At 55.1% G+C, this 23,401-nt stretch carries 19 protein-coding genes; 8 read left to right on the forward strand and 11 right to left on the reverse strand.

All coding sequences use genetic code 11. From position 1 onward, the window contains the following. The 4 genes from gpmI to eno all read right to left on the reverse strand — a co-directional run bounded on the left by gpmI (window position 1) and on the right by eno (window position 3,895). Window positions 1-1,581, reverse strand: a complete 1,581-nt coding sequence (gene gpmI, locus FBR45_RS15790) for a 2,3-bisphosphoglycerate-independent phosphoglycerate mutase (protein WP_138503946.1) — start codon at window positions 1,579-1,581, stop codon at window positions 1-3. Between the two features lie 54 nt (window positions 1,582-1,635). Further along, on the reverse strand, window positions 1,636-2,157 hold the full coding sequence (locus tag FBR45_RS15795; RefSeq protein WP_138503948.1) for a low molecular weight protein-tyrosine-phosphatase: 522 nt from the start codon (window positions 2,155-2,157) through the stop codon (window positions 1,636-1,638). 69 nt (window positions 2,158-2,226) lie between these two features. After that, window positions 2,227-2,535 carry an FtsB family cell division protein gene (locus FBR45_RS15800; RefSeq protein WP_077924392.1) on the reverse strand — a complete coding sequence of 103 codons (309 nt, stop codon included), beginning with the start codon at window positions 2,533-2,535 and terminating at the stop codon, window positions 2,227-2,229. A gap of 79 nt (window positions 2,536-2,614) precedes the next feature. Beyond that, complete coding sequence (gene eno, locus FBR45_RS15805) at window positions 2,615-3,895, reverse strand: phosphopyruvate hydratase (RefSeq protein ID WP_138503950.1); 1,281 nt, start codon at window positions 3,893-3,895, stop codon at window positions 2,615-2,617. Window positions 3,896-4,149: 254 nt separating this feature from the next. Here eno and FBR45_RS15810 point away from each other — a divergent pair, with 254 nt between their 5' ends. The 3 genes from FBR45_RS15810 (at window position 4,150) to FBR45_RS15820 (ending at window position 6,529) form a co-directional block, all read left to right on the forward strand. Then, a complete protein-coding gene (locus tag FBR45_RS15810) occupies window positions 4,150-4,638 on the forward strand; it encodes a hypothetical protein (RefSeq protein WP_138503953.1) in 489 nt (162 codons plus the stop codon). 222 nt (window positions 4,639-4,860) lie between these two features. Continuing rightward, window positions 4,861-5,955 (forward strand): recombinase RecA, encoded by a 1,095-nt coding sequence (recA, locus tag FBR45_RS15815; protein WP_138503955.1) that lies wholly within the window; start codon window positions 4,861-4,863, stop codon window positions 5,953-5,955. A gap of 154 nt (window positions 5,956-6,109) precedes the next feature. Further along, a complete protein-coding gene (locus FBR45_RS15820; protein WP_138503957.1) occupies window positions 6,110-6,529 on the forward strand; it encodes a DUF2846 domain-containing protein in 420 nt (139 codons plus the stop codon). A 78-nt stretch (window positions 6,530-6,607) separates the two neighbouring features. Here the strand turns inward: FBR45_RS15820 and FBR45_RS15825 are convergent, their stop codons facing one another. The 6 genes from FBR45_RS15825 to FBR45_RS15850 form a co-directional block, all read right to left on the reverse strand. Then, window positions 6,608-7,888: a citrate synthase gene (locus FBR45_RS15825; protein ID WP_129602899.1), complete on the reverse strand. Its 1,281-nt coding sequence runs from the start codon at window positions 7,886-7,888 to the stop codon at window positions 6,608-6,610. Window positions 7,889-8,055: 167 nt separating this feature from the next. After that, window positions 8,056-9,303 carry a metal-dependent hydrolase family protein gene (locus FBR45_RS15830; RefSeq protein ID WP_138503959.1) on the reverse strand — a complete coding sequence of 416 codons (1,248 nt, stop codon included), beginning with the start codon at window positions 9,301-9,303 and terminating at the stop codon, window positions 8,056-8,058. 77 nt (window positions 9,304-9,380) lie between these two features. After that, on the reverse strand, window positions 9,381-10,193 hold the full coding sequence (locus FBR45_RS15835) for an endonuclease/exonuclease/phosphatase family protein (RefSeq protein ID WP_138503961.1): 813 nt from the start codon (window positions 10,191-10,193) through the stop codon (window positions 9,381-9,383). Between the two features lie 69 nt (window positions 10,194-10,262). Further along, window positions 10,263-11,924: a RagB/SusD family nutrient uptake outer membrane protein gene (locus FBR45_RS15840; protein ID WP_212748632.1), complete on the reverse strand. Its 1,662-nt coding sequence runs from the start codon at window positions 11,922-11,924 to the stop codon at window positions 10,263-10,265. A 33-nt stretch (window positions 11,925-11,957) separates the two neighbouring features. Next, entirely contained in the window at window positions 11,958-15,011 is a 3,054-nt protein-coding gene (locus FBR45_RS15845) for a SusC/RagA family TonB-linked outer membrane protein (RefSeq protein ID WP_138503963.1), read from the reverse strand. A gap of 152 nt (window positions 15,012-15,163) precedes the next feature. Next, the gene (locus tag FBR45_RS15850) at window positions 15,164-15,568 is read right to left on the reverse strand and encodes a hypothetical protein (protein WP_138503964.1); all 405 of its coding nucleotides are present in this window, start codon (window positions 15,566-15,568) and stop codon (window positions 15,164-15,166) included. 802 nt (window positions 15,569-16,370) lie between these two features. On the opposite strand from FBR45_RS15850, the gene FBR45_RS15855 reads away from it, so the two are divergent. Further along, window positions 16,371-18,740, forward strand: a complete 2,370-nt coding sequence (locus FBR45_RS15855; RefSeq protein WP_138503966.1) for an Ig-like domain-containing protein — start codon at window positions 16,371-16,373, stop codon at window positions 18,738-18,740. A gap of 97 nt (window positions 18,741-18,837) precedes the next feature. Here FBR45_RS15855 and uvrA read toward each other — a convergent pair whose 3' ends face one another. Next, window positions 18,838-21,720, reverse strand: coding sequence for an excinuclease ABC subunit UvrA (gene uvrA / locus FBR45_RS15860; RefSeq protein ID WP_138503968.1), 2,883 nt, complete (start codon window positions 21,718-21,720; stop codon window positions 18,838-18,840). 289 nt (window positions 21,721-22,009) lie between these two features. Between uvrA and FBR45_RS15865 the strand changes: the two genes are divergently transcribed. The 4 genes from FBR45_RS15865 (at window position 22,010) to FBR45_RS15880 (ending at window position 23,394) form a co-directional block, all read left to right on the forward strand. After that, on the forward strand, window positions 22,010-22,252 hold the full coding sequence (locus tag FBR45_RS15865; protein ID WP_138503970.1) for a DUF2281 domain-containing protein: 243 nt from the start codon (window positions 22,010-22,012) through the stop codon (window positions 22,250-22,252). Window positions 22,253-22,258: 6 nt separating this feature from the next. After that, a complete protein-coding gene (locus FBR45_RS15870; RefSeq protein WP_138503972.1) occupies window positions 22,259-22,462 on the forward strand; it encodes a type II toxin-antitoxin system VapC family toxin in 204 nt (67 codons plus the stop codon). A gap of 125 nt (window positions 22,463-22,587) precedes the next feature. Then, window positions 22,588-22,998: a very short patch repair endonuclease gene (locus FBR45_RS15875; protein WP_138503974.1), complete on the forward strand. Its 411-nt coding sequence runs from the start codon at window positions 22,588-22,590 to the stop codon at window positions 22,996-22,998. 12 nt (window positions 22,999-23,010) lie between these two features. Next, window positions 23,011-23,394, forward strand: a complete 384-nt coding sequence (locus FBR45_RS15880) for a hypothetical protein (RefSeq protein ID WP_138503976.1) — start codon at window positions 23,011-23,013, stop codon at window positions 23,392-23,394. The last annotated feature ends 7 nt before the right edge of the window (window positions 23,395-23,401 follow it).

Raw genomic sequence — 23,401 nt, forward strand, 5'->3', positions numbered from 1 at the left:
CTATTCCCCAATCAGACTGACGCCGGTCATTTCGCGGGGTTGCTGAATGCCCATCAGGTGCAGAATGGTTGGCGCAATGTCGGCCAGTTTGCCGCTGTTCAGCGTTGGATGGTAATCTCTGTCGACCAGGATACAGGGTACGAGGTTGGTCGTGTGGGCTGTGTTGGGCGACCCGTCGTCATTGACCATGTACTCGGCGTTACCGTGGTCGGCAATGATGATAGCCGTATAGCCATGCTCCAGAGCAGCTTCTACTACCGCTTTGGTACAGGTATCGGCGGTTTCGGCTGCTTTCTTAACAGCTTCGAACACGCCCGTATGACCTACCATATCGGTATTGGCGAAATTGAGACAGATGAAATCCGTTTCTTCGTTCTGTAACTCTGGAATAATAGCGTCGCGGATGTCGTAGGCCGCCATTTCGGGCTTCTGATCGTAGGTCTTGACCGGAATGGTGGTAGCCACGCCCTGCGCATCGTAAACGACCATTTCTTTGGGCGAAGGGCAGAGAATGCGCTTCTCGCCGGCAAACGGCTCTTCGCGGCCGCCCGAGAAGAAGAACGTGACGTGCGGGTACTTTTCGGTTTCGGCAATCCGGATCTGCTTCCGCCCCGCGCCGGCGATGACTTCGCCCAACGTGTTCTGCAGGTTGTCTTTCTCGAAGATGATCTTCACACCGGTGAAATCATCGTCGTATTTGGTCAGGGTGATGTAGTTGAGCGCCAGTTTGGTCATGCCCTGCTCAGGGTAGTCTTTCTGCGTCAGCGCCTGGGTGATTTCGCGGCCCCGATCGGTGCGAAAGTTGAAACACAGCACCACATCTCCTTCCTCAATGACGGCCGCTGGCGACCCGTCGGCTTTCGTAACAATGATCGGCTTCACGAATTCATCGGTTACGTCGGCATCGTATGAATGCTGCAGCACAGTGGTCACGGCTTCAGGCGCGCAGGTGACGGCACCTAGTCCATGTACCATAGCATCGTAAGCTACCCGAACGCGTTCCCAGCGGTTATCGCGGTCCATGGCATAGTACCGGCCGGTTACGCTGGCGATCTGACCGGTGGTAGCGGCCATGTGCTGCTGCAGGTCGGTCAGGAAGCCAATGCCACTTTTGGGGTCGGTGTCGCGACCGTCGGTGAACGCATGGACGAATACATCGGTCAGGGCGTGCGCGTGGGCGATAGACAGCAAACCTTTCAGATGGTCGATATGAGCATGAACGCCCCCGTCAGACACCAGCCCGATGAAGTGTACTTTTTTGCCGGTACGTTTGGCATAGGCCAGCGCGTCGACCAGCACCGGTTCGGTGTCGAGGGTATGTTCGTCGACCGCTTTGTTGATTTTCACCAGGTCCTGATAAACGACCCGACCGGCGCCGAGGTTCATATGCCCTACCTCCGAGTTGCCCATCTGGCCGGCTGGCAGACCAACGGCCAGCCCCGATGCCTCAAGTGTGCTGTTCGGGTATCGGGGGTAAAGCGACCGCACAAACGGAACGCTAGCTGCTTCAATAGCTGACACCTCCGGTTTGAGTGGAATACCCCAGCCGTCGAGAATGATGAGAATGACTTTCTTGTTCATGACAGGTTTAATGAGTGATTTTAGGCATGAGTGACTGAGTGTCTAAATGGGCTTTTATTTGTTCCGTTCGGGCGGACCAGCCTGTAATTCACTCATTCGCTCATTAACCAGATAGGTTAGTAATTGCCGACAGCAGCGGAGGGTTATCTGATAGACCTCTTCAAACACATCGGGGCCTTCGTAATACGGGTCGGGTACGTTGGGCTGGTCGCTGACCTCAGGGTCAAATTCGCGTAGCAGAAAAATGGTATCCTGCGTGTAGAGCCCGGTGGCGCGGTAATTCAGTTTCTCGATGGCTTCGAGGTTCTGCTCATCCATGGCCACGAAGTAATCGAACTGGGCCAGGTCTTCGCCCGTCAGGCGCCGGGCGCGGTGGGTGAGCGTCAGGCCGTGTTCGAGGGCATTCTCGCGGGTTCGGCGGTCGGGCAACTGCCCGAGGTGATACGACGAGGTACCGGCCGAATCGCAGCGGATTTGTTTGCTCAGGCCGGCCGAGGATACCAGTTCCTGAAATACTCCCTCTGCTACCGGCGACCGGCAGATGTTGCCATAACAGACGAAGAGAACAGCAATCATAAGTAGGATCGATGAGTTATGAGCAAGAAGTTATGAGGGCTGGTATCGCTCACAATTTCTTGCTCATACCTATTTTTCAAGCGGTTCATTATTTTCGTCTACGATAACGAAGATGTCTTCGGTGGGCTTTTTCATCAGGTACTTCTCGCGGGCATACTTTTCCCGAAGCCGGTCGTTACCCAGTACCTCGCGCCGTTCCCGACGAATGTCTTTGATGCGCCCTTCGTAAAACGCAGCGTCGCCCTCCAGTTCGCGAAGCTTCCACCAGTTCCGTATTTGCGACGGCAGATCGTTGGCGTCGAAAAACGTCATCCAGGTCAGCAGCACCAGCGCCGTAGCGACGTAAAAATTGCGGAGACGACGAAGGAGGGTTTGCATGACGAAAAAACGTATAAGAATTCGGTAGTCAGGCCATTATGCACATCGTGGTCCGTGCACAATGACCTGACTACCGTTATTAAAACTTCAGGCCGGGGAAGTAGGCGGTTTCGCCCAGTTCTTCCTCGATACGGAGAAGCTGATTGTACTTAGCCATACGGTCTGAGCGCGAAGCCGAGCCGGTTTTGATCTGGCCCGTGTTGAGTGCTACGGCCAGGTCGGCAATGGTCGCATCTTCGGTTTCGCCCGACCGGTGCGACATCACACTCTTGTACGAGTTGCGGTGAGCCAGGTTTACGGCGTCGATGGTCTCGGTGAGCGAGCCGATCTGGTTCACTTTGACCAGAATGGCGTTGGCAATGCCGCCGTCGATACCCTGCTGGAGCCGCGTTACGTTGGTCACGAACAGGTCGTCGCCCACGAGCTGGGTTTTGGTGCCTTTCAGCAGGTCGGTATGCTGTTTCCAGCCGTCCCAATCGTCTTCGGCCATACCGTCTTCGATGCTCAGGATGGGGTATTTGCTCACCCACTCTTTCCAGTAGCCGGCCATCTCGGACGACGTCAGTTTGTCGCCGGTCGATTTCTTGAAGTAATACTGTTTGGCATCGGCATCGTAGAACTCCGACGAAGCGGCATCCATCGCGATCCAGACGTCTTCGCCCGGGCGGTAGCCTGCTTTTTCGATGGCCTGCAGAATGGTCTGGATAGCCTCTTCGTTCGATTTGATGTTGGGCGCAAAACCGCCTTCGTCACCAACGTTGGTTGCCAGGCCCTGGCTCTTCAGTACTTTCTTGAGCGTATGGAAAATTTCGGTACCCATGCGCAGCGCTTCCGAGAAGCTGGGCGCGTTGGCCGGCATAACCATGAACTCCTGGAAGTCGATTGAATTGTCGGCATGCGAACCGCCGTTGAGGATGTTCATCATTGGCACCGGCAGGGTGTTGGCATTGACGCCCCCAATGTACCGGTACAGCGGCAGACTTGCTTCCTGCGCAGCGGCTTTAGCCACGGCCAGCGATACCCCCAGAATAGCATTGGCGCCCAGGCGGCCTTTGTTGGTCGTGCCATCGAGCTCGAGCATGATTTTGTCGATCATGCTTTGTTCGTATACCGAAATGCCAACCAGTTCCGGGAAGATCAGTTCGTTAACGTTCGATACCGCTTTCAGCACGCCTTTGCCAACGTACACTTTCGCATCGTCATCGCGCAGTTCAACAGCTTCGTGGGTGCCTGTAGACGCGCCCGATGGTACGGCCGCCCGACCCAGGTAGCCATTTTCGGTGCGGACGTCAACTTCTACAGTCGGATTGCCGCGCGAATCCAGTATTTGCCGGGCATGAATGCTTTGGATGGTACTCATTGTGTAAGAAAAAAGGGTTAACAACGAAAAAGTCTATTTTTTCAGGTATGATTACCAAGCCATTAGGTTGGTAGGTATACCGGGCGCAAAGTAACGCAAAGTGGCGCAAAACTTCAGGCGGCAGGCCCGTAAAAGACAGGCTCCGGTTTGGAACGCCAGCGAATTATTGGCGCTCACGATCAGGACGGACTGAAAGTTACCGGAAAATTTTGTCTATTTGTGCGGTCATACATTGCTACTAAACCAACAAGTCGATGCGAGGCATTCTGTACTTCCTAGTGTTTCTATTAGTCGTTTTTGGCATCCTGTACGTACTTACCGGCTGGAGTTACAGCGACGGCGAACGGGCCGGAACGGTTTCTAAATTCAGTCGCCGTGGCTTTGTCTTTAAAACCTACGAAGGCGTGCTGAACGTGGGCGGCTTCTCGGGCGAAACCGGCTCGCTGACACCTCAGTATTTTGATTTTTCGGTCAAAGACGAAGCCGTTGCCGCCCAGATTACGCAGGCGGTAAAAACCGGACAGCGCGTTACGCTGCATTATGAAGAAAAAATCCTGAAACTGCCCTGGAACGGCGACACCAAGTACTACATCACGAATGTGGAAATCATTGGGCCACCGCAGCAGCCGTACGGTACCAATCCGAACTACCCGGGTGGTCAGCCCCAGGGGTACCCGCAACCGCAAACCCAGCAGCCAGCGGCCCCTGATCAGCAAGCCGTACCGGCCGATTCAACGCTGTAAGCAAACCCAAACGCCTGATCCGGTAAGAGACCAGGTGTTTGGGGCGTTTTGAAGGGCTATGTGGCTGACACAGACCCGTCTGAAAAACAGCCTTCGCGTGCTCCGGTTTAGGGGTTCCGGAAGTGCATTTCCGTTCGGTCAGAAGCCCTAATTATTTCCGAAACAGACCTTGGAAATCTGCGCGTTTTTGGGTAATTTTATCTGTTTAAACAACCATCCAACATGGCAAAATCAGATACGGCGCAAGCCACAGCATCTGCTAATGACAGTAAACTAAAAGCGCTTCAGACCACCATTGAAAAGCTAGACAAAGCGTTCGGTAAAGGCACCGTAATGCGGCTGAGCGAAAGCAAAGTCGTTGACGTTCCGGTGATCTCGACGGGCTCGCTGGGACTGGATCTGGCGTTGGGTATTGGCGGTATGCCGCGCGGTCGCGTCGTTGAAATCTACGGCCCTGAATCGTCGGGTAAAACCACGCTCACGATGCACTGCATCGCCGAAGCGCAGAAAGCGGGCGGTCTGGCGGCCTTCATCGACGCCGAACACGCTTTTGACCGCGTATACGCCGAGAAACTCGGTATCGACACCAAAAACCTGCTGATCTCGCAGCCCGATAATGGCGAACAGGCGCTCGAAATTGCCGAGCACCTGATCAGCTCCGGCGCTATCGATATCATCGTTATCGACTCCGTAGCCGCCCTCGTGCCAAAAGCCGAGATCGAAGGCGAAATGGGCGAAAGTAAAATGGGTCTGCAGGCTCGTCTGATGAGCCAGGCGCTGCGGAAACTGACGGGTACGATCAACAAAACCGGCTGCTGCTGCATATTCATCAACCAGCTGCGCGAGAAAATTGGTGTGATGTTCGGTAACCCCGAAACCACCACCGGTGGTAACGCCCTCAAGTTCTACGCATCGGTTCGGATCGATATCCGCCGTATTGGTCAGATCAAAGAAGGGACCGACAATGTGGTGGGTAACCGGACTAAGGTGAAAGTCGTGAAAAACAAACTGGCCGCTCCGTTCAAAGTGGTTGAGTTTGACATCATGTACGGACAGGGTATCTCGAAAGTCGGCGAAGTTCTTGACCTGGCTGTCGAAATGGAGATCGTCAAGAAGTCGGGTTCGTGGTTCTCGTATGGTACCAGCCGTCTGGCACAGGGCCGCGATGCCGTAAAAGAATTGCTGCTCGATAATCCGGAACTGATGGCTGAACTCGAAGGCAAGATCCGGGCTAAGATCGCCGAAGACGATGACGCGCTGACCGATCCTGTTCTGGCCGCTACCGAAGGGGACGACGAAGGCGAAATCGATGATTAAGCGCAAGGAACGCACACAGGCACTGACCTGAACTGTATGACGGCTGGACGCAATCCAGCCGTTTTTTTATGCCCCCGCAATCTAAGTATATCCGGCAGTCGTAGGTTAAATCAGCTTATCCGGCAGTCGGGTGAGCCATTAACTACCAAACGTTATGAAAACGATCGTGATTGCACTCAGCCTGTCGATGGCTGCTCTTATGGCTACTGCCGAAATACCCCGCCCCGCCGGTGCCCCCCAGGCGGCCAAGGTTATTATCTTCCGGGATGGGTGCCTGTATGGCTCCATGGCCAAATACAAAGTAATTGCCGACGGCCAGGAGCTAACCCGGCTGAAAAACAAATCGATCTATACGACGAGCCTGGCACCCGGCATGCACACCATTTCGGCCAGAGAGGGCTCGAAACGCATGGTACAGCTGGACGTGAAAGACGGTCAGACGTATGTTGTGCAGTACAAAACGCGCTTTGGCCTGTTTGGAGCCCGGCCTAAACTGGTCGTAAAAAGCGTTGACGATGCCAAACGTGACTCGAACTACTTTGAGAAGAACGCCGATATGAGCGTGACTATGTAAACAAACCACGCTTACAACGACAGAAGCCCCGACTACTGGTAGTCGGGGCTTCTGTCGTTGTAAGCGTGTATACCCGTGTTAGCGGTTTTCCAGCGGCACGAATTCGCGGAGGGTAGCGCCGGTGTAGATCTGGCGTGGTCGGCCGATCGGCTCTTTCTGCTCACGCATTTCTTTCCATTGGGCAATCCAGCCCGGCAGACGGCCAATCGCAAACATCACCGTGAACATATTGGTTGGGATACCCAGTGCGCGGTAGATGATACCCGAGTAGAAATCAACGTTCGGATACAGTTTCCGCTGTACGAAATACGGATCGTTCAGGGCTGCTTCTTCAAGACCTTTGGCAATCTCAAGCACCGGATCGTTAACGCCCAGTTTGTTCAGTACATCGTCGGCCGCTTTCTTAATGATTTTAGCGCGGGGATCGAAGTTTTTGTAAACCCGGTGGCCGAAGCCAAACAGCCGGAAGCCAGTCGTTTTAGCGTTCTTAGCCATGTCGATGTACTTGCCTACATCGCCCCCGTCGGCTTTGATGTCTTCGAGCATCTCGATCACCTCCTGGTTGGCACCGCCGTGGAGCGGTCCCCAGAGCGCCTGAATACCGGCCGAAATAGACGAATAAATATTGGCCTGCGACGAGCCTACGAGCCGTACGGTGCTGGTCGAGCAGTTTTGCTCGTGATCGGCGTGCAGGATCAGCAGCACGTTCAGCGCTTCAGCAACTACCGGATCGACCTTATACTCTTCGACTGGCAGGGCGAACATCATATTCAGGAAGTTCGGAATGTAGTCGAGGTTGTTTTTCGGGTAGTTGGTCGGATGGCCCAGCGACCGTTTGTACGACCAGGTGGCAATGGTGGGCAGTTTGGCCAGCAGCCGGATAATGTGCTGATCAGTATTGCCATTGCCTTCGTGCGAGTCGGGATAGAATGCGCTCATGGCACTCACCAGCGATGCCAGCACGCACATAGGGTGGGCATTGACCGGGAAGCCGTCGAAGATTTTGCGCATGTCTTCGTTGACGAGCGTATGTCGGCGAATCGAGTTGACGAACGTTTCGTACTGCTCGGCAGTAGGCAGCTCGCCGTAGATCAGCAGGTACGATACTTCCAGGAACGTTGCTTTCGACGCCAGGTCTTCAATGGAATAACCCCGGTAACGCAGAATGCCTTCTTCGCCGTCGAGAAACGTAATGCCGCTTTGGGTAGCACCAGTGTTTTTATAACCCCGGTCTAACGTAACGTAGCCGGTTTGATCACGGAGGGACGAGATATCGAAGGCTTTTTCGTGTTCGCTCCCTTCCAGAGTCGGGAACGAGAACGATTTGCCATCGACGGTTAGTTCAGCAGAGTTCGCCATATAAAGTTTTAGGGTAGTGTACTCAAATAGAAAGGATTATAAATCCCAATTGGCATTGACCGGCGAAGTTAGGCCAAAAACCCAAATGACGGGAGAAAGGGGCTTAAAAAAGCCGGTAACCGCCGGTTCTGGTTGAGTAACCCGCCAATTACCCAATAAGTTTTGGTTTATTGGCGATACCATTGGCCACCTTTCATGATGGCTCGTACCTGCCTGAGTGCCAGTACGGCGCGCGTGGGGTCGCCTTCTACCGCGATGAGGTCGGCCAGCAGGCCCGTCCGGATGCGCCCCCGGTCGGTCAGGTGAAAAACGTCGGCATTGACGGCGGTAGCGGAGCGAAGTACGTCCAGCGGTTTCATGCCGTAGTCGACCATCATCTCCAGCTCGCGGGCGTTGTCGCCATGACTGAAAACACCGACATCGCCCCCGGCACAAATGGTTACGCCCGCGTCGAGGGCCTGTTTGAAGGTATTGCGTTTTTCTCGGATGCGGGCGGGCTCGGGCTCCTGGCCTTTTTTCCAGCCTCGGTACTGGCTGACGGCATCGCCCGCGGCCAGCGTAGGGCAGAGCGCCGTGCCGTTCTTTTTCATCAGGGCGAAGATCTCGGGAGTGCCGGCGTCGCCGTGTTCTACGGTTTCGCAGCCGGCCAGAATAGCCCGGCGCATGCCTTCGGCGGTGCTGGCGTGGGCTACAACGCTCCGACCGCTGCTGCGGGCCGTTTCGACGATCAGCTTCAGCTCCTCAATCGTAAAGGTAGGGCGAGCTTCGGCCATGAGTCCCCAGCGGTAATCGGCGTAAATCTTGATGGCGTCGGCTCCTTTACCGATCTGCGTCCGAACGGCCCGGATCAGTGCATCGTGGCCGTCGGCCTCTTCGGCCCCCTGTGGCACGCTGATGTCGGGGCTGAATCCTTTGGGTCCGTAGCTGCCACTGGCAATGAGCGCCCGCGTCACGACCATCATGCGTGGCCCCGGAATGATGCCCTGATCGATGGCCTGCTTCAGGCCCACATCGTCGTAGTCAGCGCCTTCGGTGCCGAGGTCCCGAACGGTGGTAAAGCCGGCCAGCAGGGTTTTTTGGGCGTGAACCGTTGCGCGGGCCACCCGTAGTGACCGGGCTTCTTTCAGCACCTGATCATCCCAGGTGGTTTCGTTGTAAGGGTGCAGCAGCAGATGCGAATGCCCTTCAATCAGGCCGGGCAGGAGTGTCTGTCCTTTGAGATCAACCAGGCTGGCGCCCTCGGCAGAGACGCTGGCAGCGGGGCCAACGGCATCGATCCGGGACCCTTTTACGCGAACGACCCAGCCTTCATGAACGGTTTCGCCGTCGAAAACGCGGTCGGGGCGGAGAAGATAGGTGGTCTGGGCCGTCAGGGAAAACGGTACGAACAGCAGTAGCAGGGAGACGAGTTTCATAGGGGCAGTAGAGTAATCCCAAACATACGCAAAAAAGGAGCCGTGTGGCTCCTTTCTGCAGGCGTAGCGGGGGCGGGTCAATAAGCCAGTACAGCCAGTACCGGCAAATGATCCGAAGCCAGTCGTTCGGGTATGACGCGGTGCTCGACCACCCGGAAGGCGGTTTTGGGAGCAAACATGACAAAGTCGATTGTGCGCTTTGGATTCTCGACCGGAATCGTGGGCGGGCAGGCCTGACAACTGGGTTCGACGACGGTGCGGAGTATCCGGAGGGTTTCGCTGTCGGGGTAGTCGTTGAAGTCGCCCGCCAGGATAACCGGTTGGCTTTCCTGTTTCAGGATACGGGCAATTTCGGCGGCCTGTAAATGACGGTTGACCGGCGCTTTCTGGGCGTCGAGGTGCGTACAGGCCAGCGTAACCGCTCGTTTGTTGGGTAACTGTATGGTGGCGAGCCCCAGCACCCGCCGTTCTCCTTTGGTCGTAGAGTCGGTAGGAAGTGGGATGCGCCGGCGGTTGGTCATCTCGAGCCTGGAGAGCAGGGCCACTCCATATTCGCCCCCGTCGTAGTCGATGCCTTTGATGAAGTACGCGTGGAGGCCTGTTTTTCGCCCCAGTTCGGCGGCTTCGTCAACGGTTTTGCCCGAGCGGCCGGTATGGACATCGATTTCCTGAAGCATCACCACGTCGGGCTGTTCGCGCTGAATGACGGCCGCAATTGCGTCGAGGTCGATAACCCCCGGTCGGGCGGGCGGGTTGGCGTGGTGAACGTTATAAGACAACACCCGAAGTGTACTGGAGTCGGTTGTCCGGGTCGAGCTGGTGGTTTGTTTTCGGGCGCAGGCCCCGGTGATGAGCAGAACGAGCGCTACGGAATGAAGCAGGTATCGCATAAAGGAAAGAAAATGAATGCGTCTGACCGGCCCTGACGAACCAGCCAGACGTCTGATTGATAAGGTACGTTACCAGCCCGGGTTCTGGCCAAGGTTCGGGTTCCGTTCCCGCTGTACGAACGGAATGGGCCACAAGTAGTTTTTGGGCGCGGTAAAGGTCTTGCCCGTCAGAAACAGGATGTACCCCTCCGCATCGACCGGTAAAATGCTCACGTCGCTCTGGTTCGGCGCAAACGCCCGTTTGATCCCTTTCACATCCTGGGTCAGCACATCGCCCTGTTTCCAGCGCAGGATATCGAAATACCGTTGCCCTTCCAGCGCCAGCTCGACCCGGCGTTCCCGGCGGAGTTCGGTTCGCGGGGTCAGACCCTGGGTACTGAGCTGGTCGAGTTTCATGGGCACCATACCCACGCGGCTCCGCAGTTTATTGATCGTTGCGTCTACATCGGCCTGGGTTAGTTTGCCCTGTTCCAGCCGGGCCTCGGCGTAGTTGAGCAACACTTCGGCGTAGCGGATCAGGTGAAAGTCATTCTCGTCGCGGCTGACCAGACCAACGGCCGGTACTTCAACATATTTCGTGAAGTAAAAACCCGTTACGGTTACGGCGCCTTTCTTGTCAGCTTTGAATTTGGGCAAGTTATACACCGCGTTGGGGTTGTTGTCGGCATCGCCATCGTCGAGTCCGCCCCAGGCTGATCCCGGCGACAGAATGGTCTGAACCATGCGCGGGTCGCGGTTTTTGAAGTAGTCGGTATAGGCGTTTTCGGTGTACAGGGGCGACTTATCGATCGGGAGGCCGTCGCTGCAGAGGTACGCATCGACCAGCGATTTGGTCGGATTCCAGCGAACGGCCTGGTCGGGCACCTGCACCTCGCGGCTCATGTTATGCATACTGACATCTTTGACGTACACCCGCGCCAGAATGGTTTCCCTGTTGGCACTGTTTTCGGCGGCCTGTCCTTTGTAGGTGAACAGTTCGCGATAGCTGGTTTTCGGATCGCCGTTGCTGTAGAGCTGGTAGGTGTTTAGATCCATAACCGCTTTGGCCGCCTGCTCGGCCAGGTCGAACCGGCCTTCAAATAGGGCAATGCGCGATTTCAGGGCCAGGGCAGCCCCGCGGGTGATGCGGCCGTAGTCGGTGGGCGGGTAGGTGAGCGGCAGCTTGGGCGCCAGTTCGTCCAGTTCCTTCATCATCCAGTCGACAACCACCGCTTTTTTCTCGCGGGTACCGTAAACGGCCGGGTCCGACACCGGAATAGTTTTGGTGATAAACTGTACGTCGCCGAACAGGGCCGTCAGGTAGCTGTAAAGGTATACCCGCATGAACCGTACTTCTGCCGCGTACCGCTCTTTCAGGTCGGCGCTCATGTCGGCTTTCTGGTAGTTTTCCAGAAACTGGTTGCAGCGCTGAATGCCGGCATAGTCATCGTTCCATTCGGTGTTGAGCGCACCCACATCGGCGCCGTAGTTGCCGGTGCTGATGCGCTGGTATTCAGTTACTGTTGGCCAGACGGTATTGTCGCCCATGTTTTCCATGTCGACGGTATTTTTCCCTTTCAGGTACGCGTAAGTAGCGTTGGCGGCCAGCCGGACGTGTTCTTCGTTTTGCCAGAAGCTGACGTCGGTGACGGTATCGAGTGGCTCACGTTCGAGAAATTCATCGTTGCAGGCACCGAGTCCAAGCGCCAGAACGGCCATGCAGGTAAGAACGGAGGTATGCATTGGTTTCATTGTGTTTCGCTGGTTAAAGACAGGAGCTGTGCTTTATTTGAGGTTGATGTTCAGACCGGCCACAATGGTTTTCACCTGTGGGTAATAGCCTCCGCTGCTGACTGGCGTTTCGGGGTCGTAGCCGTAGAAGTAATTGGTAGCGGTGAAGAGGTTATCGGCCGAGACATAGACGCGCAGCCGGTCGATGCGGGCTTTGCCTACCAGCGATCGGGGTACGGTATAGCCCAGCTGAATGTTTTTCAGCCGCAGGTACGCTCCTTTTTCGAGCCAGAAGGAGGATAACCGCTGATTGTGGGCTTGCTGATACGTCAGGCGGGGGTAGGTGGCGTCGGTGTTGTCGGGTGTCCAGCGGTCGAGGTGAACAGCCTGAGGTTTGGCCGATTCGGTGATAAAGGCGTGACGAGCCGACCCTTTGATGTAGCCGTCGGCTTGCCCAACGCCCTGGAAGAAAAATGAAAAGTCGAAGCCTTTCCAGCCCAGGTCAGACCGCAACGAGTAGGTATAGCGCGGAAAAGGATTGCCGATCACCTGCCGGTCGCCGTCGAGGGTAATCTTGCCGTCGTTGTTCAGGTCGCGGTACTTTACATCGCCGGGGGCTACTCTTCCGGCATCTTCGGCGAAGATGGGGAAGGTTGGCGTGTATACCTTCCGGGTTTCATCGTAGGTGAAGTCGGGGGTTTGGGCGATGCCGTCTGCTACCAGGCCGTAGAATGCATCGATGGGATAGCCCACCTGCCGGATCTGGTCGCCGTAGGTAGGGGGCACGTTACCCAGGCTCACCACCCGGTTACGAACGTTCGACAGGTTGGCCGACAGCCCATAGCGGAAACCGCCCAGCTGGTCGCGCCAGTTCAGACTGGTCTCCCAGCCCCGGTTCTCGACTTTACCCCCGTTTTGCAGTGGCTCGTCGAAGCCCAGCACGTCGGGTAGCGGTACCCGAACCAGGATATTGTCGGTCTGCTTCACAAATACATCGGCCGTGACGCCAAGTTTGCCCTGCCAGAACTGCAGATCAAGGCCCAGGTTGCTCATGGTGATCGTTTCCCAGCGCAGATCGCGGTTCGATAGTACGGTTTGCGCGAAGGCCGGGGTCAGCATGTTCCCGATGGGCATGGTGCCAACGCTCTGGATGGGCGACAGATACGGATAATACTGGATGTTGCCGCCGAGGCTGTTATACTGGTTGCCCAGCATCCCCCACGAGACCCGGATTTTAGCGTCGGACAAAACGGGTTTGAGTGCCTGCAGGAAAGCTTCGTCGCCGATGCGCCAGCCCGCCGATACCGACGGGAACATACCGAACCGGTTGGCTTTGGCAAAGCGCGATGAGCCGTCATACCGGACGTTGGCTTCGAGCAGATACTTGCCCGCCAGCACGTAGTTGAGCCGCCCGAAGCCGGACCGCAGTGCCCAGTGCGACGCGTCGCCACTGTTGAGCTGGTTAAGGGTACCGTTGTTGAGCACTTCCAGGTCATCCGAGGTCAGGGCCTGCCTCGACGCCTGAAAATAATCAGCGCGGTTCCACTCCTGCGAGTATCCCAGCAGCAGATGAATATCGTGTTTGCCGATCTGCTTCTCGTAATCCATCTGGGCAATAACGCTCTGGTAGCGGTTGGTATAGTCGCGGTTGTCGAGGCTGTTGTACTGACTCGAAGCGTACCAGTAGTTGCCTGTTTCGGGGTAGAAATAGCTGATCTTGCCGGTGTAGATGTTGCGCCGGGAGTTGGCCATCACCATACCGTACTGGCCGCGCAGCCGGAAGCCTTTGGTCAGGGTCAGCGTGCCGCTGACGTTGGTAGTAAGCTCCTGCGAGCTGAAGGTGTTGGTACCGCCGTCGTAGGCAACTGCCACCGGGTTGGTAGAGCCGCCCCCGTAGCCCCAGGTGCCGGACGTAAACCGCTCCGGCACCAGCGGTGAGATCTGGTGGGCGCTGTAGATCAGGCCACCGGCTTCGCTGATACCGCTGGCGGGTTCGGCCACCAGCCGGTCTACGTACCCCACGTTGGCGTCGAGCTGAAACCGGTCCAGGAGGTCGGTAGTCATCCGGAGCCGGACGTTGTTCCGCTTGGCTTTGAACGCATCGCCCACTACCAGCCCCTGCTGATCGAGGTAACCGTAAGACAGGTAGTAACGCGTAGCCCCGGCCCCGCCGTTGACCGTGAAGTTGTGGTTCTGCTGAGGAGCCTGTGCCCGGAAAATAGCCCTGATCCAGTCGGTATTGGCGTAGTAATTGGGGTCGCTGCCCGAGCGGGCTCGTTCGATCTCGTCGGCCGTGAAGGTAGCTGGTCGGCCAACGTTTGCCAGCGACTCGTTCAGCAGGGTCATATAGGTTGGAGAGTCCACGAAGCGCGGCAGCCGGGTGGGTAGCTGGGTACCCAGATAGCCCGAGTAGCCGATGGTTGGCTTCTGGTCTTTTTTGCCTTGTTTGGTGGTGATGAGCAGTACGCCGTTAGCCGCCCGCGAGCCGTAGATAGCCGCCGAAGCCGCGTCTTTAAGCACCGATACGCTTTCAATATCGTCGGGGTTGAGGTTATCCAGGGAGGCTTCGATCCCGTCGATCAGGATAAGCGGATTGGCGTTGTTCAGCGTGCCGATACCCCGTATACGGATAGCACTGCCGGTCTGTCCGGGGCGTGCCTGAAAGTTCTGAATCGTAACCCCCGGCAGCAGCCCCTGCAAACCTGTCGAAGTGGCCGTAATGGGGCGGTTCTGAATATCCTTGCTGGTCACCATGTCTACCGCGCCGGTGAGGTTCACCTTTTTCTGGGTGCCGTAGCCCACCACCACCACCTCGCTGAGCTGCTTGTTGTCTTCCTGGAGGCTGATGTCGATGGTGGTGCGGGAACCGACGGCTACTTCCTGCGAGCTGTAGCCGATGAAGCTGAATACCAGTGTGTCGCGGTCGGCTGCGCTGAGTTGGTAGGTGCCGTTGGCTGCGGTCTGGGTGCCTTTGCTACTGCCTTTAATCACAACGGACACCCCGGGCAGTACGCCCTTTGTTTCCCGTACCGTACCCTGAACAGGATGGTCCTGCGCCTGGAGGTATAAGGGAATACAGGTTAAAAGAAGAGTACCAGTCTTTTTCATATATGATCGATTGAGTTGGTTGAGAATACAAAACAAAGGCCGACCGCTGACTTGGCTGTTACCGGATTGTTACGATTACCGAGCCATTAGCGCATAAAAAATGCCCTTATATAAGGGCATTATGATCATATAATACTGTATTTACTTATCGGTCAGCGCTTTCGACTGGAAACGGCGTCCCAGAGTGCTTTGCCGAAGACCAGCACTAGTAAACCAGGTAGTAAAATAGCGCCAGCCCTAAACCCGGCACCGGTCAGCTTGTAGATACCCTGATTGTACTGGGTGAAACTCTGGAAGAGGTAGAAAGCTGATGCTGCCAGCAGACCTGTTAGTATAACGATCGCCACGGGCTGACCGAATCGGCGCACGGCCCAACTCAGCAGGAGGGCCACTGCTACTACGGCCGCTACGGTACCCAGCGCTTCGGGGAAGGTTTCGAGGTACGTGTAATCGAAGAAAAACACGCCAGCGCGGCCAATCAGGTTAGGGTGGGCCAGGAGCCAGCCGTCCAATACGACCAGCACGAGCAGAAGGACATAAAAAAAGGGGTTACGCATACAGGAATTTATTTGTAGTACAGGCCGGGCGAAGATAGCCGTATTTACCTTGACCTCCCAGCGATCTTATTTCTGGCGGGGGTGGGTTCGCCCAACTGGCCTGATTACGAGGGCCAAAGAGAAGTAGGGCATTTTGGGGTCACGGTAAGGCTAATACAGAGACGCTGAGAAAATAGATCAGAAAACGAACGGGCGTAGCATGGTTTTTGAGAGCGATTAAAATGTAACCAATTGAAATGATAATTATATTTTAAATTAATTTACTTAGTCTGAGAGGCTCTTTGTTGTGGAACAAATTTATAAATGAAAATAAATTCATTGGTGATGAACTTTGTGCTTACTAGCTGGCTATGAATAGATTGTGTTTCAAAATTTATGTTTAATATATTTTTTATTTGCGAATAATCGAAAATTGGTACAAAAAGTCTCGTCAAGTTTAGGCTTGTATGGTATAGCTATTGTAAGTAAAATTTTAGCAATCACTTCTGCGAAAAAGAATATTAAGCATTTGCCAGGTTAGCGAATCCTGATGCCAGTACCAGAAGTCGATGCCGACCAAAGTAGTCATCAACGTTACACCTATCTACAATCTTTATGAACGAAAAATGTTAACTGTCCCTTCTGCTCCTTTGCTGCCTGCGCTCCGCTAGGCAACCGTTAACCTCAAGATAGTAAGTAGTTTATGCAGGCTGCTAGCGCCTGATCAGGATTGCTATGTCTTGTCGGTTCAGAAGCTTCGGGCTTCCTCTGTACCTCTTCCTGATGCAATCAGGCTTTCCAATTCAATCCACAAGTACTCTTCATGAATCGCATTTTACTACACGTAGCCGGTGCGCTGGCTACCCTGGTCTGTACTGTGTTTACCAGTATAGCACAAACCACCCCCCAGACCCGGGAAAACAATCAGATTTGTATGGACCCCATTGTCGGGGCTGCCCGAGGGCCTTTTATCAATACGGCCCGTACGTCGGGGCTTTGCGTAGGCTGTGGAGGCAGTAGCGCTTCGGCCGTTGTAGACGGAAATCTGAACAATATAGCCACCATCGATCTGGGTGTGTCGGCCGCGGGCGGATTCCGTATTTCAGTCAAAGACTCGCTGCAGTATTATCCCGGTGGGAATGAGGTAGGGTTTGTGGTGCGCAACCGCGCCAACGGGCTCCTGGGTCTGCTCGACGCCAGTCTGCTGAATCAGTTCGTCATTCGCACCTACCGTACGGGTAACCCCAATCCGGTCGAGACCGCCAGCTTCAGCAGCGGTACCGGTGTGTTGAAAGCAGCGGTGCTGGGCGGCAGCGGAGACGGTCGTCAGGTGCTGAGTTTTGTTACTTCGCAGGACTTCGACGAGGTTGAACTGGCTTATACCGGAACCGTTACGGCGGGCCGGCTGGTCGATGTATTCTACGCTTTTGAAGGTCCCGCCAACTGCCCCAAAGATTGTGCAAACGCCATTCTGAGCGCCGGTGAGTCGGCCACGGTAACCAGTGGTTCGATCAGTCCACTGCCGCTGGGAGCCAGCTGCGTGCTGGGGAGCTTGTCGGGCGAAGCCAACCTGATCGATGGCGACTCGACCACCAACTTCGCTACCATCACTTCAACCGTTGGGCTGGCCTGTACGCGCTACATCGAGGTACGGTCAAATACGACCTATCCGGCGGGGTACGAAGCGGGCTTCCTGGTCGATAATGGCGATGGCATCATCGGTCTCAACTTACTGGGTGGGGTTACGATTACGACTTATCGCAACGGTACGGTCAGTGAGTCATTCAGCGGTACCGGGCTGGTTGGTGCTTCGGTACTGGGCGCTACGTCGCGGGTGCAGCTGGGCTTCAAGGCTACGCAACCCTTCAACAGCATCCGTATTTCGCTGACGGGGATCAGCGTTGCCGTTAACCTGCGCGTTTTCCATGCCTACGTCAAAGCCGACACAGATAGCGATGGCATAGCCGATTGCATGGACAAGTGCGCAACCGGTAGCGACCTCCTCGATGCCGATGGCGACGGTACTCCGGATGGCTGCGATCAGAACGTGGCGGATATTTCCGTATCGAAAACCGTGAGCAGTGCAACGGCTACCGTCGGCAGCAGCGTCACGTTTACTGTTTCGGCTACGCGTACGGCCCAGTTCAACGCTACTGGACTCGTGATACGGGATACCCTCGCGCGCGGTTTCACCTACGTATCGCATACGGCATCGCCCGGAACTGTTTACGACCCCGTAACCGGACGCTGGACCATTGGTAGTGCGCTGGCTGGCCCGGCCACATCGGTAAACCTGACCATTGCCGTCACGGTCGATTCGGTGGGGGTTACCTCAAATGTGGCTGAGGTGATCCGCAGTTTCGAGTCGGACCCGGACTCATCGCCGGGTAACGGCAATTTTGCCGAAGACGACATTGCCAGTTCGTGCGTTAGTGTGCCGGTTCGGATTTGCGAAGGGGCCAGTCTCCAGCTATCGGCGCCGGCCAGCTACACGACGGGTGTCGAATGGTTCCGCACGATCGATAATGTGACGACCTCGGTAGCGACCACGCCTACGTTCTCGGCCTCGCTATCGGGTAGTTACAGCTTTACCGCAACGGGTATGTCGGGTTGTGTATCGGGTAACTGCTGTCCGGTCATCATTATTGTCGATCCCGCGCCGGTGCCAGTTATTGTAGCCAGCTCGTCGACCATCTGCGCCGGTACCAGTGCTACCCTGACCGTATCCAACGCGGCTCCGGGCATTACTTACGTCTGGAGCAACGGAACAACCGGCACAACCCTTGAGGTAACGCCCCGCACCACTACGGTCTACAGTGTTTCGGCTACAACCACGGCGGGTGGCTGTTCGGGGGTGAGCACCTTTACCATCGTGGTGAACCAGCCGCCGGTTCAGGCGCCAATCGTGGCTCTCTGCGGTCCGACCGGCAATACGGGCTATAGCTTCTCCATCAACCCGACAACGACAGGATCTACCACGACCTACTTCGTAAAAGTGGGTGATGCACCCGAAGCCGGTCCGTACGAATACGGCGTTGCCCGAACGTTCGACAACAATACGGGTAACCTGTCGGTCGTGATCCGCGATGCGCAGACGAACTGCTCGATTCTGCTGCCGGTCGTGGCGCCGGCCAACTGCCAGACCTGTCCGCCCAAAGTCTGCGTACCGATCCGCATAGCCCGGACGCAGTAATCGGCTCGTATCAGGTAAAAACGGCTCGGTCCGGATGCGCTCAACGACTTGAGTGCATCCGGACCGAGCCGTTTCTGGCCGGCAAAACATGAGTAGCTTAGCTGGCTAACTCCAGTTTGAGGAACTTACCGGTATGACTGCCGGCAACCTGGGCTACTTTTTCGGGGGTACCCTCCGCAATGATGAAGCCGCCCTTGTTACCGCCTTCCGGACCGAGGTCGATCAGGTGGTCGGAGACTTTAATGACGTCGAGGTTGTGCTCGATAATCAGGACCGAGTTGCCCTTGTCGGCCAGTTTGTTGAGCACGTCGAGCAGGTGCGCAATATCCTGGAAGTGCAGGCCCGTTGTCGGTTCGTCGAGTATGTACAGCGTTTTACCGGTGTCTTTCTTCGATAGCTCTTCGGCGAGTTTAACCCGCTGGGCTTCGCCCCCGCTAAGGGTAGTGGCGTGCTGACCCAGGGTGATATAACCCAGCCCTACATCGTTCAGAGTCGTTACCTTGCGCAGGATTTTAGGCTGGCTGGCAAAGAAATCGAGGGCCTGCTCTACGGTCATGTCCAGTACGTCGGCAATGGATTTACCTTTGAAGCGGACTTCCAGGGTTTCGCGGTTGAAACGTTTTCCCTTACAGGTTTCGCAGAGCACGTGTACGTCGGGCAGAAACTCCATCTCTACCTTTTTCATACCTGCTCCTTCGCAGTCTTCGCAGCGACCGCCCTTCACGTTGAACGAGAACCGCCCCGGTTTGTAGCCGCGGATCTTGGCTTCGGGCAGCTCGGCAAACAGCAGCCGGATGTCCGAGAACATGCCGGTATACGTAGCCGGATTGGACCGGGGTGTGCGGCCAATAGGCGACTGATCAACTTCAATTACTTTGTCGAGATGCTCCAGCCCCTCTACGGATTTGAACGCCAGCGGCTCGCGTTTCGACTTGTAAAAATGCCGGTTCAGAATCGGGAACAGCGTTTCGTGAATCAGCGACGACTTGCCGCTGCCCGACACCCCCGTAATGGTAACCATTTTGCCCAGCGGCAATTTCAGGCTTACGTTTTTCAGGTTGTGGCCCGTTGCGTTTTTAATGATCAGAAACTTGCCGTTGCCTTTCCGGCGTTCGGCCGGTACGGCAATGGCCCGGCGGCCACTGAGGTAGTCGGCGGTGGTGCTGCCATTTTTCAAAAACTCGTCGGGTGTGCCCTGGCCTACGACCTGACCACCGTGCCGACCGGCGCCGGGGCCAATATCGAGGATGAAGTCCGACTCCAGCATCATGTCTTTATCGTGTTCAACGACCAGAACCGTATTGCCGAGGTCGCGCAGGTTCTTGAGCGAGTCGATCAGTTTTACGTTGTCGCGCTGGTGCAGGCCGATGCTGGGCTCGTCCATGATATAGAGCACCCCAACCAGCTGGGTACCGATCTGCGTGGCCAGCCGAATCCGTTGCGCTTCGCCACCCGAGAGGGTCTTGAGTGACCGGTCGAGGGTCAGGTAATCCAGCCCGATGTCGACCAGAAAACCGATTCGTTTCCGGATTTCTTTAAGAATCTCTTTGGCAATGATGTTTTGCCGATCGGTCAGGCGGCTTTCGAGGTCGTTGAACCAGGCCGCCAGTTCCGAAATGTCCATGCGGGCCAGTTCGGAGATGTTTTTCTGCGCAATCCGGAAATACAGTGATTCTTTTTTCAGGCGTGCTCCGTCGCATTCGGGACAGGTTTTCACGACCATGAAGTCTTTGATCCAGTCCAGGATTTTGTCGGAGCCGTTTTCCTGCTGTCGTTTCAGGAAGTTGACGATCCCTTCAAACTTAAACGAATACGTACCTTCCGCTGGCGCCGGCTTCCCCGCTGGGGTGGTTGCGCCGGCTTCTTCGTCGGTGCCGTACATGAGCGCATGCAGCAGGTCGTCGGGAAACTTGCTGACGGGGGTACTCAGGTTGAGCTTGTATTTTTTCAGAATGGCCTCAATTTCCTTGAAGATCCACAATTCCCGGAACTCGCCCAGGGGGGCAATGGCTCCGCGGCTGATGCTCAGCGATTTGTCGGGTATGACCGACTCTTCGGTAATTTCTTCCACTACGCCCAGGCCGTTACAAACCGGACAGGCTCCGTAGGGCGAGTTGAACGAAAACGAGTTGGGCGACGGTTCGTCATAGCTGATGCCCGACTCGGGGTCCATCAGGTTCTGCGAGAAGTAAACCAGGGTGCCGTCGCCGTCGAGCATCTGCATAGCGCCTTTACCTTGTTTCAGCGCCGTCTGCACCGACTGGCTGAGCCGATACCGGTCGTCGGGTTTGGGAATCAGCCGGTCGATTACGATTTCGACGTCGTGGATCTTGTACCGGTCCAGCTGCATTTTCGGTACGATATCCTGTACCACGCCATCGACGCGTACTTTGGTATAGCCCGTTTTGGCGATCTGCACGAACAGCTCACGGTAGTGTCCTTTCCGGCTGCGGATAACGGGGGCCAGCAGGGTTATCTTTTGCCCGCCGTACTGGTTCAGAATGGTATCAATGATCTGATCCTGCGACTGGCGTTCCATTTTTCGGCCCGTCAGGTACGAGTATGCTTCGCCGGAGCGGGCATAGAGTAGCCGCAGAAAGTCGTAGATCTCGGTGGTGGTACCCACCGTAGAACGGGGGTTCTTGGAGGTGGTTTTCTGCTCGATCGAGATGACCGGGCTGAGGCCGTTGATCTTGTCGACATCGGGCCGTTCCATATCGCCGATAAACGAGCGGGCGTAGGCCGAAAAGCTTTCCATATACCGGCGCTGTCCTTCGGCGTAGATGGTATCGAACGCCAGCGACGATTTGCCACTGCCGCTGATGCCCGTCACGACCACCAGCTTGTTACGCGGAATGGAGACGTCAATATTCTTGAGATTATGTTCGCGGGCGCCGAGCACATCAATCTGCTCATAGCCTGTCAGGTCAATATCGGTAAGGCCGGCTTGCTGGCCAGTAGGGTTGTCTTCTGTCGTCACGTTGCGTTGATTGCAGTCGGTTTGCCGAAGCGATGGCTTATTCTTATTAGCAACGTAAAACAGACCAGCCGGGGTTCCGATTCACTATAGACAAATTAGGGTCAGCCCGACCCTTTAGTACCGCATCCGGCGCTTACCGGGTGGCCTGATTTTTTAGGAGTTACCGGACTTGGTAGGCGTGGAACATCGCCGTATCGTCAGTAGACGCTGAATGCGACCTAGGGAGGTAATTCCGGCGCTCGTATTGATCATGCCTTAATTTGCTATATGTACTAAAAACCTGCCAGGTATGCTTACTACGGTTAAAGGCACGTACGATCATGGTCAGATTAGTCTGCACGAAATTTCACGCATCCAGGAAGGGACCGAAGTACTCGTGCCGTTTTTAGAACAGACCTCATTGACCCAAAGAAAGGGGCACGGAACGGACACGACGAACAAAGAAGGAATCCGATTTGGCTCTCTGGCTGGAAAAGTTAGCATTCCGGCCGACTTCAACGAACCGCTCGACGACCTACGCGAGTACAGGTAAACGAGGATGGGTATACTCATTGATACCCAGGTGCTGATCTGGATTCAGGCTAACAACCCGGCTATTTCTCAGCGCTTACGCGACATACTTACCAATCCAGCCAATCAGATTTGCGTGTCTCAGGTGAGCTTTATCGAAATCGCTATCAAGCTCAAGATCGGAAAGCTGCTCAATTTTCTGGTATCGATAAACGAGCTTATTCTTTTTTGACCAAAGCCCGAAATAGCTTTCTAATAGTTTCAATCTGAGTATGAATCCCGTCTGCATTATGACAGGGGCGTTGAGACAAAGAATGAGTTGATGGCGTTATAGAGTAAACCTTAATGCCCTTCTTTATGGCTGATGTACATACTCCAGAGCAACGAAGCTATAACATGAGCCGCGTTCGCAGCAAAGACACAAAACCTGAATTGATTGTTCGTAAGTTTCTTCACGCCCATGGCTTCCGCTATCGGCTTCACGATAAAAAGTTGCCCGGTAAGCCTGATATGGTATTACCCAAATACAAAACTGTTATTTTCGTGCACGGGTGCTTTTACCATGGGCATGAAGGGTGTCGTTACTTCGTTGTTCCTAAGACTCGTACAGATTGGTGGCTTGAGAAAATCAACGGAAATAAACGCCGTGACAGTGAAAATGAAGCCAAATTAGTATCCGAAGGATGGAAAATTATAACCATATTTGAGTGTGAGTTGAAGCCTAAAACAAAGAGTATCACATTGCAGAACTTGCTTGAAGCCTTCTAATCCGCTAGTCAAATGATTTCAGATATTAAATCAATTGCTGACGTACAGGAGTTTGCCCGCCAGCTCGTTGCGGAAGGGCTAACCGGTGGATTTCACCCGGATGATTCATTTCATGACTTTGTAGCTGCTAATGGATCATCTTTGTACACACCTGAAGAAGCCGCAGTTAGGAACCGACTACTGGAACAGTGCTTTGAGGTTTGCGGTGACAGTGTATACGAAATCATAGGACGCGTAACACTTAGGGACACACCTTTCGAATCTATATTTGACGAAGACCATCAAGAACGATATAATACGTTCATGAGATTAGTCGAACTTGGCGTTAAAAATTATAGGTCAAATGGTATAGGAAGTATGTCTGTTCGAGAAATGGTGCTGGCTAAATACAATTAACTAAAAC

The sequence above is a fragment of the Spirosoma lacussanchae genome, from assembly GCF_005870035.1.
Taxonomy (GTDB): Bacteria; Bacteroidota; Bacteroidia; order Cytophagales; family Spirosomataceae; genus Spirosoma; species Spirosoma lacussanchae.